Origin of the sequence: Mycobacteroides salmoniphilum (assembly GCF_004924335.1) — a bacterium.
GTDB classification, from domain to species: Bacteria; Actinomycetota; Actinomycetes; order Mycobacteriales; family Mycobacteriaceae; genus Mycobacterium; species Mycobacterium salmoniphilum.
The window spans coordinates 3722942-3736008 of sequence record NZ_CP024633.1 but is presented as its reverse complement, the minus strand read 5'-3'; the positions used below and the strand labels follow the sequence as shown (position 1 = coordinate 3736008).

The following is a 13067-nucleotide window of genomic DNA, read 5'->3' as shown; positions in this document are numbered from 1 at the left end:
CGATGCCTGAAATGCCTTGTCACATACCGTTGCTCTTCCAGGTTGACATGTTGTTGAAGACGGCGCTGTTGATGCGGGTGGCCGAGTTGCCCGAGTTAGCGCCATTGGTGTGAACGCCGACGCCGTAACGGTTCCCGTTCTGCAGCACCCACACCGGTGAACCGCTCTGCCCGCCCGTGGTGTCGATGTTGTAGGTGATGACGCGATCGGAGACCGCCTTGGCGCTTTGCGCCATGAACCACTGCTCGCCATTCTTCTCGCCGGGATACCCGGACAGGTTCAGCGCCGCGGCCTTCAGGAAGTCGTCATTGCGGGTCGCGAAACCGAAGTAGCCTGTCTGATCGCCCGGCCGCGACGACGGCGGCAGGATGATCGCGCCGTAATCGTTGTCGCGGTTCTGGTTCTGGGTCCACCCGGTGACACTGCGGAAGGTGGTACCCACATGGGTCCCGAACGGACGGACACCGGAATTGCGGCCGGGAATCACCTGGATCGAGCGCACCCATCCACCGTCGGCATGCATGTAGACGCAGTGTCCGGCCGTCATGACGGTGCGAGGCGCGATCAGCCAGCCCGTCCCGACATAGGTGCGGTTGTTGGCGGAGGTGATGATCAGGTGGCAGATAGCGCGCCACGGGAACGTCGTGGTGTTGCCGACTCGAACGCGATCATCGGTACCGATAATGATTTCGGCGCTATTGGCCAACTCGGGATAACTACCGAGGATGGCGTCCAGCGGCGCGAGCTCGGACTCATCGGTAGCCAGCCCGTCGACCGAACCCAGTTCACTGACCGCCGATTCACCCTGGGCTTGCGTGGCGGCGTTGGTGGTCTCGGTGTCGGCGTTACCCGCTTGCCCCGAGGGCAATTCGTGTTCGGTGACAGCGGCCGCACCGGCGGCCCCTGAGATTTCGTACTCGGTCTCGGACGGTTTGTGATTCGTTGACTTGACTGCGGTGGCCATGGTGGACTCCTTGCATAGTGCGTGAGGTTCGAGCTAGGACCTGCTCATCGTGTTCCGATATGCGGTCTGGTTCGCGCGTAGTCAGGTACTCGATCTCACAGTGCAGGAATGATTTTCGTGTTCGATCAGGTGGCGCGGGCGGCAGAGACGATCGCCCACGCCACCTCGGGGTGCTTGATATCGCTATGCGCACCACTGAATTCGGACTGGCTGGCGTCGTCGATAACCTTGTTGGCGTCAAGTCGGTAGAAATGCCCGCGCTGGAAGTCGTAGGGCTTGCCGGCCTCGGACAGCTCAAGTGCCGTGGCGGCCGGGTCCTGCTGGTATCCGTCGTGACCCATTGCCCCCCAGCGGAACCACAAGTCCTGCCCGGCCTGACTGTCCTGCCGCGCGAGCATGCTGGCCGCCGGGTACCACCAGCCGACCGCGCGGTCGGCGGCGGAATACGTCGTGAGCAGCGGCCCGTCCACCCGCTCTTCGAGCCCGGCCAGGCCGCCGGGGCCACGGCCCGGTTCGAAGAGCAGCTTGCGGTTGAAGGTGAAGTGCGAGAAGGCGCCCTGGATCAGGGTGAGCGACTTGACCGGGCTGGTGCCGGTCTTCGGTAGCCCCGCCAGCGCATAAGACACCAGTCGCGCACCGAAACTGTGCCCGATGAGGTGAATGCGGGGCGCGCCGTCAGGACCCGACAATGAGGCCAGCAGTGGGCCAAGCCCGCGCTCGCCGATGACTCCGGCCCGGTTCTTCATCTCGTAATAGCTCATCGTGCGCAGGATCTCGCGCGCCCCTGACCACAGCCCGGCGAAGGGATTGCCCAGCCCCTGGGCGGAGCTCGTGGACTTTGGTGCCATGGCCGCGGCTTGCCCGAACACCGCGAGCGGATCGCTGTTCACAATGCTCGACTCTCCGCTGTCCTCTTCCGACTGGGGCTTGGTGGTGACGAGTCCGGCGGCCAAGCTGTGGAACTCGATGAGCTTGGCGGACTGCTGCGGTTTCTCGTCGAGCAGCTCGCCCATCGTCTTGAGCTGCTCTGCCTGGCCTGGGAAGCGTGGGGCCAGCGCCGCCGCGAGCTGCGCACCCGTCGAAGGGACCGGCGGCGCGCTGTCCGGATCGTCGTCGGGCAGTAACACCGACGGCCAGTTGATCCCCGCGACGGCCACACCCTCTGTGTGGCCGCCGAGCTGGTCGGCGATCAGCGAGAACATCGCGGTGTAGAGCTGGCGCGCCGAAGTCACACTGTTGTTCCATCCGTGCGACATCACGAACAGATCGGTGATGCCCCCCGCCGCCACGGCCGCCGGCAGACCGCCGTCACCGTCGCCGGTGGCGTCATTGAGTGAGCCGTCGGCATTGAAATCCGGTTCGTAGTAAGGCAGTCCGTTAATCGTTACCGTCGTTGTCATGATGTTCTCGCTTGTCTCTACGTGTTGGATAGTGCGCGCATCAGGTCGACCAGCCCGGCGCCCTGGAAGAACTCGTGGCGCCCCAGGTCGACGGCCGACTTCAGGAAGATCTCCTTGACCTCCTGTGGTTTACCCACGAACTCCGTGCGGGCCGACAAGAAGGCGGCGATCGCACCCGAGACGTGGGCGGCGGCCATCGAGGTCCCGCTGTCCTCGATGTAGTTGGCGGCGCCTTCGGTATCGTCGTCCTTCAACGGGTCAATGCCTTTGGCCATGAGACCGGTTGCCGCAGAGGTGATCCGCTCGCCCGGCGCCACCAGGTCGGGTTTGCGACGGCCATCCAGGGTCGGCCCCTTGGACGAGTCGAAGGTGACACCGCTGGTGTGAGGCCGGTACCGGTGGACCGAACCGACGGTGATGGCGGTGGCAGCATTACCGGGGTCGGTGATGGTGGACAGCTGTCCGTAGACGTCGGCCGTCGTTCCGAGAATCGCGGCACCCACACCGGCCGCGGCGGTGCCGGCGCCCAGGTTTCCCGCGCTCACGACGCACACCACCCCGGAGCCGGTGAGCAGATCGAGTTCACGACACAGCGGACTTTGACCTGCCGCGTAATCCCTTGGCATCCAGCCGCATCCCAAAGACAGATTCACACCGTGGATCTGTAGGTCGTTGCCGTAGCTGTTGATCTCCCGTACGTAGTTGAGGGCGTCGATGAGCACGCTCGACAGAGTCTTGCCATCGTCGTCGAGGACCTTGAGGCTCACCAGGTTGGCGTGCGGCGCCACCCCGGACAGCCGCGACCCCTGTGCCAGCATCCGCGGAACCCATTCCGGCAGTCCCTCGGCGGTCGGCTGGGTAGAGGCGATCCGGATGAGTTTTGGGTCGGTGGGTGATTCGCCCGCGATGATGCCGGCCACGTGGGTGCCGTGTCCATACACATCGACGAGTGGGCCCTTGGACGCTTCGGGAGAAAGCGTGAAGTCCTTGTGTAGAGGCCTCACGGAGTCTGCGGTGAGGGTGCCGTTGGCGGCGAAATGCGGGTGCTCGGCATCGATTCCCGAATCCAGCACCGCCCATACGACGCCGGTGCCCCCGGAGCCATAGGTACGGATCGCCGCGTCTGCCTTTATCGTCGTGAGCGAGCGGTCCAGATGCGCCTCGACCACCAGGTCGGGCCACACCCGCCGGATCAGCTGCAGTGCTTGTTGGGCGCTTTTAGCGCTTGAGGACTTGGCGCCCCCACGGACCAGGCGCTGGATCTCGTCGGGGGTGAGCATGCACCGCACATAGTGGCGGCCGACAGGCGTTGGCGCGGGCGGCTCGTCGCGCAGGACCCGGTGGAACATGTGCAGGAATTGATCCCGCACATCGTCGGGGTCGACACCGGCGCCGACGAGAAGCTCGATCAGCATCATCCTGCGGTCGTCATTGTCGGTGACCAATGCCTTGGCCTCGCCGGGCGGTGCCGTCTGCGGATCGGCGAGCACCATCGGGCTGATGACCGAGGGCCGCTTGGGACCGCGCGGCACTGCGCTAGTCACCGCACACCGCAGGCATGAATCCAGTAGGGCTCATCTGATGATTGTGGACCCAAAGGCCCTTGCCGGTCATGAGTATTCGACTACTCGGTCGGCTCGTTGGCCCACACGGGCGTCCACGGTGCAAAGGGGTTGGCGACACCGGTCAGCGCGGACTGCAGGGACGGGAAGTGCCGGAGCAGGACCGAGCGCATCGAGTTATCCCTGACCCACGCAATGCCTTCCGGGGTGTAGATCTCGGGCCGGAAATCGGATGTGAAGAATCTGTCGCTCTCCAACCGTCGGGATGCCATCAGCACAAATATCCGAAAAGCTGTGTCGCTGAACCCAAATCCTTTCGGTTTGGGCTCTGCGTACAGACCGACCATCAGGTCTACCCGATCCACGTCGCCATAGATTGCCGCGAGTTCCCGGGCGACCACCGGGTCGTCGGTGAGTTCCGCGAAGGACGACACCGGCCGCAGCCGCAACATCCGCCGGAACTGGTTATAGCGGGGGACGCCCCGCTCACGGACCCGAAGCACGTCGATGGCCGCGAGGTCCAGAATCGACCCGTCCGGTCGCTCCAGACGCTGCAGATGGCGCGGGAAGTTATGCAGGGTCAGTGCGCCCGGATTGGCACGGCCGAACGAATAGATGATGTTCTCTATCGAGGTCTCACTGAACCGGGTCCGGACATGTTGAACGGCGAGATCGGGCAACTCCTGCTCGGCGATCACGGAGTCGTCGGATGCCGACCGGAGCACGAAATGATCGGGGATGAGCGGGTGCATCCGGTACACCGCGACAAACTCTTCGGTCAGCGAATAGGGCACGTGATGCAAACTCGTCGGTGAGCCCGGAATGCCGCGCAGCAGAGCATTGTGGGGCTGACGGCGAAACAGCTTGCTCAAGCGTTCACCGAGAATGCCGGACCAGTTTGTGTGCATCGCGAACACTGTGGTGGGGTGCCCAATGATCGCGGGGGTCCAGTCGATCGTATGGATTTTCGCCATCAGTGCGGTGTTGACCAGGCGGGCCTTGTCGTACAGCTCTTGATCCGACATTCCCGGATGGCTGGCGGCCAGATGCGCGCAGATCGCATTGTGCTCCCGCATGAACAGCGAATGCAGGACGGCCAGACCAACCCAGAAGTTGGCGGTTGTCTCCGATGCGCTGGCCAGCTCTTCGACATCGGCCGGCGGCAGACCGAGCCGGTCGAGCCGCAGCGTGCCCCCGGTCCGGGAGCGCAGCGCATCGGCGATGGCCCGGGTGCCACCGTAGACCTGCGATCCGTCCCACCAATGGGTGTCCTGGGTGACGAATGTCGGGGGACCTGAGGCGTCGGGACAGGGATCGGGTGCGGTACGGCGTATCTGCATCGGGCGCTGCGGCCACGGATCGTCCTCATCGAGCGGCAAGGCCCAGGGCTCGGACTCGGCGGTGTTATGACTGAACCAGTCGTGGACCTCGAACTGGATCCACGCCGCCGCCAGCACGTTCAGCGTTGTCGCCGGGATGAACTGGTCACGGGTCAGCAGTCTGCGGCTGATCAGCCGGGGATTCGGGTCCAGGAGTTGCCCGGGAGGTTCCGGGAAGGTCTGTGCCAGTGGTGCGTTGCGTCCGAATCGGCTTCCCACCGAACCCATGAGCGGGTGATCGAGATTGTTGTAGGTGCCATCCAATGTTCGGGCGGTGCGGTAGCCGGCATTCTCCGGCGGCGGTGATCCGCCGGGTGCTCGTCCCGTGTCGAACAGATTGTCGGCCCGTAATGCGTTGCGTAGCCCGATGAGTACTGCGATACCGAACGTCGGCGGCAGCCGGGACCATCCGATCGATCGATCGATTCGTGTCGCGAGCCACGACGCCAGAGTGGTGGCCGAAGTGGCGGGTCTGTCCTTTTTCGGCATACCGCTAATGCTGACAAATCCGGTGGTCTGGAGCGTGAGTATTGAACTACTCGGTCCCATGAAATTCGGATTTGCGATAGCGCCGGGAATACCTCGTCATTTCACCCGCATCGATCCCGGTCGCGGCGCAGGATTGAGTAGTCGTGTACTCGTGCGCTCCCCGCCGGCCTTCACGACACTGACCAAGTCACCGTGTCCGACGGATATCGACAGTCTCGGACCACTAATACGGGAGGACTGGACCGCAATGGGCACAACGGAGCGACCACTCGATGCGACGCATACCTACCTTCGGTACGACGAGGACATGAATGTGGCTCCGCCCGGCGAGGAGGAGGCCATCGACAAGATCATCAAGGTATTGCACACGAACAACGAACGGGCCTTCCGGAAGTATCGGCATGCCGTCCGCGACGCACACGCGAAGAGTCACGGCATCTTGCGCGGCGAGCTGACCGTCTATCCCGACTTACCGCCGCACCTGCGCCAGGGCATGTTCGCGACTCCCGGTAGATACCCGGTCATCTCAAGGTTGTCTACGACCTCCGGCCTGCTGCGCAGCGACCGGATCCGGGGCGTGCGGGGCCTGGGTATCAAGGTCCTGGGCGTCGCCGGTGCACGTACTCTCCCGGATGACGAGGCCACCACCCAGGATTTCGTCCTGGTCACCCATCGCGAGTTCCTCTTCGCGGGCGCCAAGGCATATCTTCGGCGGGGAATGCCGACCGCATGGTTGCTAGCGCGCCTGCCGGACACCGCGCTCAGGCTGGGTAGCAACCTTCTCGGTGGCGTAGCGAAATTTCTTCCACGCGTGGGACTCTCACTACCGGAATCGGTGGCCGTGTTCGTGCGCCCCAACACGCACATCCTTGGTGACACCTTCTATTCCTCGGCGCCGCTACGGTACGGAGAGTATGTGGCCAAGCTCAGCTATGTACCCCTGTCATCGTCGGTACGGGACCTTGAGGGGGTGCTCCTGCCGGAGCCTATCGCCGACGACGAGCTCCGCCATTTGGTCGCAGAGTTCTTCCGGCACAACAGCGCTGAGTACGAACTGCGAGCGCAGCTGTGCACCGATGCCAAGACCATGCCACTCGAGGACGCCACTGTCGCGTGGCCGGAGGCGGACTCGCCACACCGGGCAATCGCCAAAATCGTCTTCCCCGTGCAAGATTCATACAGTGCCGAGCGGCAGGTATTTGGCGACGATGTGCTGTCCTTCAACTCCTGGCGCGCCCTGGCGGCGCATCGCCCACTGGGGTCGATCAATCGGCTGAAACTCCGAGTCTACGAGGCATCCAGCAACTTTCGGCATGAGAAGAACGGGGTGTCGCGGATGGAGCCGGCCGGGGTCGAGGATCTGCCGGACTGAGAGGGTTGCGATGACACCTACGATCACCAAACCCGCCGCGCAGGAGAAGTCGTCCGGCGGACTGGCCCACGCAAACCGGTATCGCGATCTAGACTCAGTTTCCATGTCGGGGAGCTGGCAGTTGCTCGACCGCCCAACCGAATTCGAGGCCGTCCGCTCAACGCTGGCGGACGATGTGTCGTGTGGGGTGGTGTTGGTCGGCTCCGCCGGGGTCGGCAAGACGACCCTCGCGCGCACGGTCACCGACTCGTTGGAATGCCAGGTTCGCTGGGTGGCGTGCACCGAGTCGTCGCGGAGCATTCCGCTGGGCGTGTTCGCTCACTGGATCCAGACGACCGGATCGCGTGATCCGGCCGCACTCATCGCGGCGGCGCGGGAATCTATTGTCGCAACGCCACATCCGATTATCGGAATCGACGACGCTCATCTGCTGGACGATCTCTCGGCGACATTGCTACATCAGATCGCCGTCGGCCATGCGTGCCGGCTGGTGGCTACCGTGCGTAGCGGCGAGCCCGTTCCGGATGCGGTCACCGCATTGTGGAAAGACGACTACTTGCGCCGGTTCGAGCTCGAGGCGTTCACCAAGGAGCAGAGCGTCGGCCTCGTCGAGTCGGTGCTCGGCGGCGCGCTCGAAGGGCTCAGCGCCGACGTGATGTGGGAGTCCTCCGGTGGTAATCCGCTGTTCCTTCGGCATCTGGTGGAAGGGGCTGTCGAGGCTGGATCCCTGACCGCTGTGCACGGGGTGTGGCAGCTGCGCGGTAACACGGTGGTTCCGTCGGGGTTGGCCGCACTGCTCGGAGATCGGCTCGAGCAGTTGGACGGCGATGTGCTCAACGTGCTGAAGCTGCTGTCCTTGTGTGAACCGCTTGATCTCGACACGCTGTGTGAGATCGCCGGGGGCGACGCCCTGGACGGCGCGGAGCTCACCGGCTTTGTCCGGGTCGAGGCCGACGGCCGGCGGATCAATGTGCGGTTCAGCCATCCGATGTTGGGTGAGGTGGTCCGGCGCCGAGTGGGAACCGCGTCGGCCCGACGTCTGCGAGGCCAGCTCGTGCGGGCGCTGCGGGAGCGCGATATCGGCTCGGCCGCCAAGCGCATCCGGCTGGCGCAGCTCTCGGTCGACAGCGACGAGGCCACCGACCCCGCCCTCTTGGTCTCCGCCGCGAAAGACGCGGTGTATCTGTCCAACCTGCCCGTCGGGGAGCACCTGGCGCGGTGCGCGGTGGAACGTGACGGAGGACTACGTGCGGCCGAGGTTCTTTCCCGCGCGCTGCTGTGGCAGGGCCGGCCCGAGGAAGCCGAGCAGGCGCTGGCGGAGTTTGATCCGGACCAGCTCGACGAGCTCTCGCTGGTCCTCTGGGGTCTTCCGCTGGTGTCCATCGCGTTCTGGTCGATGGGCGATGTCCAGCGTGCGCACGAGCTGATGGCACTGCTCCGTGAACGGGTGCGGCATCCCGCCCTGAAACTGGTCGTCGACGCGACGGGGGCGGCCTTGGCCGTGCACGAGAACCAGTTCGATGAGGGGCTCGCGGCTGCGACCCTGGTGCTGTCGGATCCGGAGGCTCCCCGGCAGGCAGTGGAATTCGCGGCATTCGGTATTGGGCTCGCGCTGCCCGTCGCTGGGCGCGGTGACGAGTTCGAGCCGATCGCGGCGAGGTGCCGCGCCCAGAAACGGTCTACCGACGGCATGATCGCGGTGATGGTCCGTTACTGCGACGTGCTGGCCCTCGTCTACACCGGGCAGCTCCGGCTGGCCGACCGCCGTGTTGCCGAGTACACCGAATTCTCCTCTGCTGGACAGTTTCTCGCATGGGCGATAGCGCGCATCATGGCCGGGCTGGTGGCCGTGCACCGGGGCGCCTTCCCGACGGCGATATCGTCGATCGAGCAGGCTCTGGCCGCGCTCAATGCCGAAAGGCCGCTGCCGTGGCAGCTGCCCGCGCGGCTTCTGCTCGCCCGAGCCTACGCAGCACTCGGAAAGGTCGAAGATGCCGAGCGCGTGTTGACCGAGTCGGGGGAACACTCGGGGCAGTTCGTCGCGTTGCACGACCCCCAGCTGTTGATCGCGAAATCATGGCTCGCCGCAGCGCGTGGTGCGGATCGCTCGGCGGTGGACGCCGCCCGGCGCGCGGCCGACGCCGCACACACCGCCGGTCAGTACGCGGTGGAGGCCGAGGCCCTGCACCATGCGGCACGTTTCGGTGACCGGACTGTGGGGCGCCGCCTCGGATCACTGGTACCGCGGGTTCATGGCCCATTGGTGGGGCTATATGCCCGGCATGCGGTCGCGGTGGGTAATTCGGATGCCACGGCATTGGATGCGGTGAGTGAAGAGTTCGAGAATGCGGGCCTGTTGCTTTCGGCGGCAGATGCCGCGGCACAGGCGGTGGCGTTGCGCGGTCGTGATGGGGATAGGAGCAAGAGCGCCGAGTCTGCCGCGCGCGCACTGCGGATCGCAGGCCAATGCGGTGGTGCGGCCACACCCGCGATCCGGGCCGCCGCCCGTCCGCTGCCTGTCACAGCGCGTGAGCGTGAAATCGCGGCGCTCATCGGGGAGGGACTGTGCAACCGGGAGATCGCCGAGCGTCTCACGCTGTCGGTGCGGACCATCGAAGGCCACATCTACCGTGCATGTATCAAACTCGATGTGGCAGATCGCGATCAGCTCGCCAAGATTGTGTGGAGCGATCTAGCCAACCCGCACGAATAGGCGATCCGCACGCGATCCGCTGCGTGTCAATCGTCCGCGGTGCCTTCTGATGCTGGTTGCCGAAGAACGATGCGCTCATGCACCAAGTAGCCGGATGCGACGGAGAAGAGGACGGTGATGGCCGATCCGACGTCTCCGGGTATCTCGACATTGAACTTGCCGAGGATGAAGACCAGGACAACCGAGATCGCGCCGGCGGTGCCGCTGGCGGCGACCTTGGTCGTGGGTGTGGGTGACGGCTGCCGGATTGCTTGTCGTTCAAGCGTTGTCATGATCGGCTCCTTCGGGTGATGGGTCTTCTCGAACCGTAGGCCCGGAGGGCGGTCACCCACACGAGTAGCGGGCTACTTCGTTCGTTGGGGGCGATATCGCGAATGCCGCTGCACTGGTGGATATCCCCGGAGTCATGGTCGTGGAGCCGGAGGGGCGGACGCACATCGCGCGGCCCCTTCCCTGTCGGTACTAACCGGCTAGCCTGCGCGCGTGCAGAGCTTCGAGGCCGGCACGGTTGACGCGGTGGATTGCGGCCCGACGCCGACCGCTGTTCGTCACCGGGATGGGGCTGACGCGGGCAGGCTGAGGGCGAACGTCGATGGATTCCAGGTAGGTGGCCGCAACACCGGGGAGCGTCCGCAGGTGCTCGGCGAGCTGATCGAATTCGGGGCCGGCGGGTGCCGTGACGACGAAGATGGAACGAAGCTCGGGTGGCACGCCCGCCGCATTGGCGTGAAGGGGTGCAACGGTGTGCCCGGCGACTCGAACAGCCTCGAAAATCGGTGTAGCTGAATTGATTCCACCTGGATGGTCACGAAGGTCATGAGCAGGACCGGCCTCAACCAGGATGAGCAGGTTGACGTCGGGCGAGACGCTGTGTGGGGCCGTTAGCGCAATCATTTCTACTCCTCCCGGCAAGGGCCGTGCAGTTTCGGTTCCGTTGTGTAAAAGCGATACACAGAATCCTGATCTGGCGCGGTCTCGATGACGCGAGTAGCGAGGTACCCCAAACGGGGAGTGATGCGCGCGGTGGGCGCCACGCGGGGGTGGTGCCTACTGCAGCCGCTGCCGCGCGGCAACGAGTACCGAAATGCGTCCTGCCCGGCACGCCGTACCCATTCTGGCCGACCAATTCCTGCACATGCGCCGCGTGGGCGCTTCGCGCAACGGTGCCCCGTGCGCGGCCAGCTCCAGCGGGGCGACGGACTCGTGGGACTCGTCGACCGCCACTACCAGCGGGATGTCGACCTGGACCATCACCGGCTTTCGGGTCGTACCGATCTCGCGGAGGGGGCGTGCGCTGCGGCAGCCCGGCGGGACTGGATCGCGGTCTGGTTGACGTCGACGTGAACCATGGTCTTGGGCATATCGGCTCCACCCGGCTGGTGGTGGTCTCGACTCTTGGTGAGGTACCCGGACGCGGACAGGGCACTTGGTCACCGGGACTGAGCCCGAAGTACCTGACGTGCCGAAGACTCAGCGAGCCTGTCGACGGAGGAACTGGTGACTTCCGACCCCACGGATCGAGGGCCCATGGCTGGATATCCGGATCGCACGCGCGGCGACGATGGACCCATGCGCGCATCACGATCAACCGTCAGTCCCACGTCCGTCGGTGCGGAGATCCGGGAAACCCACACCGGAATTGTCATTTTGGTCGGAGGCCGGGCATACAAGCTCAAAAAGCCCGTCACCACCAACTTCCTGGACTTCAGCACCCCGGAACTTCGCGAAAGGGCTTGTGCCCGAGAAGTCGCACTCAACAGCCGCATCTCTGGCGACAGCTACATCGGCGTCTCGCATCTCGCCGATCCCGACGGCGGACCCGGTGAGCCCGTCGTGGTGATGCGGCGTTATCCGGACTCTGCGCGGCTGTCGGCGCTGTCCAAGAGCGGCCGGGTCACCACGGCGCATCTGGACGCGATCGCGGAGGTGCTGGCGGCATTCCATACGCGGGCGGATCGCAGTCCGTCGATCGACGAGGCCGGCTCTCTTGACGCCGTCGTCGATCGGTGGGACGACACCTTGGCATCCTTGGAGAAGTACGCGGGGACGGTGCTCCCCACAGATGATGTGCGCCTGGTCCGGACACTTGCGACGCAGTTCATTTCCGGTCGGGCGGTGCTGTTCGCCCAGCGCGTCGTCGACAGGAGGATCGTCGACGGGCATGGAGATCTCATGGCGAGCGACATCTTCTGCCTGCCCGACGGGCCGGTGCTGCTGGACTGCCTGGAATTCGACGACCGGCTGCGACACGTGGACGGACTCGACGACGCGGCGTTCCTGGCCATGGATCTGGAGTTCCTGGGGCGGCGGGATCTCGGCCACTACTTCATGAATCGCTACGTAGAGTTGTCGGCGGATCCAGCGCCGGAACCGCTGCGGCACTTCTACATCGCCTACCGCGCATTGGCGCGCGCCAAGGTGGACTGCATTCGGTTCACCCAGGGGCAGCGGGCCGCCTCTTCCCGGGCCACCAAGCATGTGGCGATGGCGCTGCACCACCTGGGGGCCGCGACCGTGCGGCTCGTGCTGGTCGGCGGTGGGCCAGGTGCGGGAAAGAGCACGTTGGCTCGCCGGATATCGGAAGATATTGGTGCTCAGATAATTTCAACGGACGATGTGCGTCACCAGCTGCATCGGCTGGGGGTGATATCCGGAGGGAAAGGCGTGCTCGACGCCGGGTTGTACTCACCGGAGAACGTGGGCGTGGTGTACGACGCCGTCCTGCGCCGTGCGCGACTGTGCCTGGCGGGCGGCCACACCGTCATCCTGGACGGAACATGGCGTAATCCACGGCATCGGCTGCGCGCACATCAGCTGGCCTATGAGGCGGGGGCGCCGATGGTGGAGTTCCTGTGCGCGGCGCCGCTGGTCACCGCACAACATCGGGTGGCGACCCGTCACGACGGAGCGTCGGACGCCGGCGGCGATATCGCGGCCGCGTTGGGTGCCGAATTCGTAGGATTGGACAACGGGTGGGGCGAGGCGCACGTCATCGATACACGGCTGCCGCTGGACCGGTCGACCGCCGAGGCTGAGGAATTGTGCAGGCGGGCGCTGTACGCTCCGGTGCCCTGCCACCCCCGGTAGAGCTGGCGGGCCATCACTGCTCCCTCGTTCGACGGTACCTCGGCGTGAGATAACCGGATTTGCGCTTGTTTATGCACTGACCGGGTATTTCGTTGTGTGGG

General features: G+C 65.0%; 10 protein-coding genes and 1 pseudogene. 4 read left to right on the top strand and 7 right to left on the bottom strand.

Annotated features, from left to right (window positions below; genetic code table 11):
* Positions 1 to 19: 19 nt before the first annotated feature.
* The 4 genes from DSM43276_RS18585 to DSM43276_RS18570 form a co-directional block, all read right to left on the bottom strand.
* Positions 20 to 964, bottom strand: a complete 945-nt coding sequence (locus DSM43276_RS18585) for a trypsin-like serine peptidase (protein ID WP_078327833.1) — start codon at positions 962 to 964, stop codon at positions 20 to 22.
* A 125-nt stretch (positions 965 to 1089) separates the two neighbouring features.
* Positions 1090 to 2364 (bottom strand): alpha/beta hydrolase family protein, encoded by a 1275-nt coding sequence (locus DSM43276_RS18580; RefSeq protein ID WP_078327832.1) that lies wholly within the window; start codon positions 2362 to 2364, stop codon positions 1090 to 1092.
* A 17-nt stretch (positions 2365 to 2381) separates the two neighbouring features.
* Positions 2382 to 3857: a S8 family peptidase gene (locus DSM43276_RS18575; RefSeq protein ID WP_109555871.1), complete on the bottom strand. Its 1476-nt coding sequence runs from the start codon at positions 3855 to 3857 to the stop codon at positions 2382 to 2384.
* Positions 3858 to 3988: 131 nt separating this feature from the next.
* Positions 3989 to 5794, bottom strand: a complete 1806-nt coding sequence (locus DSM43276_RS18570) for a peroxidase family protein (protein WP_078327830.1) — start codon at positions 5792 to 5794, stop codon at positions 3989 to 3991.
* A gap of 247 nt (positions 5795 to 6041) precedes the next feature.
* Between DSM43276_RS18570 and DSM43276_RS18565 the strand changes: the two genes are divergently transcribed.
* On the top strand, positions 6042 to 7166 hold the full coding sequence (locus DSM43276_RS18565) for a catalase family protein (protein WP_078328005.1): 1125 nt from the start codon (positions 6042 to 6044) through the stop codon (positions 7164 to 7166).
* A 103-nt stretch (positions 7167 to 7269) separates the two neighbouring features.
* Positions 7270 to 9879 carry a LuxR C-terminal-related transcriptional regulator gene (locus tag DSM43276_RS18560; protein ID WP_078328004.1) on the top strand — a complete coding sequence of 870 codons (2610 nt, stop codon included), beginning with the start codon at positions 7270 to 7272 and terminating at the stop codon, positions 9877 to 9879.
* 26 nt (positions 9880 to 9905) lie between these two features.
* Here the strand turns inward: DSM43276_RS18560 and DSM43276_RS18555 are convergent, their stop codons facing one another.
* The 3 genes and pseudogenes from DSM43276_RS18555 to DSM43276_RS24110 form a co-directional block, all read right to left on the bottom strand.
* Positions 9906 to 10151 carry a hypothetical protein gene (locus DSM43276_RS18555; RefSeq protein ID WP_136629121.1) on the bottom strand — a complete coding sequence of 82 codons (246 nt, stop codon included), beginning with the start codon at positions 10149 to 10151 and terminating at the stop codon, positions 9906 to 9908.
* Positions 10152 to 10341: 190 nt separating this feature from the next.
* Positions 10342 to 10773, bottom strand: coding sequence for a hypothetical protein (locus DSM43276_RS18550; protein WP_412458619.1), 432 nt, complete (start codon positions 10771 to 10773; stop codon positions 10342 to 10344).
* 153 nt (positions 10774 to 10926) lie between these two features.
* A pseudogene (locus tag DSM43276_RS24110) lies at positions 10927 to 11026 on the bottom strand (universal stress protein); the annotation flags it as partial.
* A gap of 23 nt (positions 11027 to 11049) precedes the next feature.
* Here DSM43276_RS24110 and DSM43276_RS23955 point away from each other — a divergent pair.
* A complete protein-coding gene (locus DSM43276_RS23955; RefSeq protein WP_157896003.1) occupies positions 11050 to 11223 on the top strand; it encodes a hypothetical protein in 174 nt (57 codons plus the stop codon).
* A gap of 225 nt (positions 11224 to 11448) precedes the next feature.
* Positions 11449 to 12966: a bifunctional aminoglycoside phosphotransferase/ATP-binding protein gene (locus DSM43276_RS18545; protein WP_211196737.1), complete on the top strand. Its 1518-nt coding sequence runs from the start codon at positions 11449 to 11451 to the stop codon at positions 12964 to 12966.
* Positions 12967 to 13067: the final 101 nt, after the last annotated feature.

Bases quoted from the DNA above. Each gene is read 5' to 3' on its own strand.
- DSM43276_RS18550 (WP_412458619.1), bottom strand. From the start codon at position 10,773: ATGATTGCGCTAACGGCCCCACACAGCGTCTCGCCCGACGTCAACCTG.
- DSM43276_RS18580 (WP_078327832.1), bottom strand. From the start codon at position 2,364: ATGACAACGACGGTAACGATTAACGGACTGCCTTACTACGAACCGGAT.
- DSM43276_RS18575 (WP_109555871.1), bottom strand. From the start codon at position 3,857: ATGGTGCTCGCCGATCCGCAGACGGCACCGCCCGGCGAGGCCAAGGCA.
- DSM43276_RS18565 (WP_078328005.1), top strand. From the start codon at position 6,042: ATGGGCACAACGGAGCGACCACTCGATGCGACGCATACCTACCTTCGG.
- DSM43276_RS18585 (WP_078327833.1), bottom strand. From the start codon at position 964: ATGGCCACCGCAGTCAAGTCAACGAATCACAAACCGTCCGAGACCGAG.
- DSM43276_RS18560 (WP_078328004.1), top strand. From the start codon at position 7,270: ATGTCGGGGAGCTGGCAGTTGCTCGACCGCCCAACCGAATTCGAGGCC.
- DSM43276_RS18545 (WP_211196737.1), top strand. From the start codon at position 11,449: ATGCGCGCATCACGATCAACCGTCAGTCCCACGTCCGTCGGTGCGGAG.
- DSM43276_RS18555 (WP_136629121.1), bottom strand. From the start codon at position 10,151: ATGACAACGCTTGAACGACAAGCAATCCGGCAGCCGTCACCCACACCC.
- DSM43276_RS18570 (WP_078327830.1), bottom strand. From the start codon at position 5,794: ATGCCGAAAAAGGACAGACCCGCCACTTCGGCCACCACTCTGGCGTCG.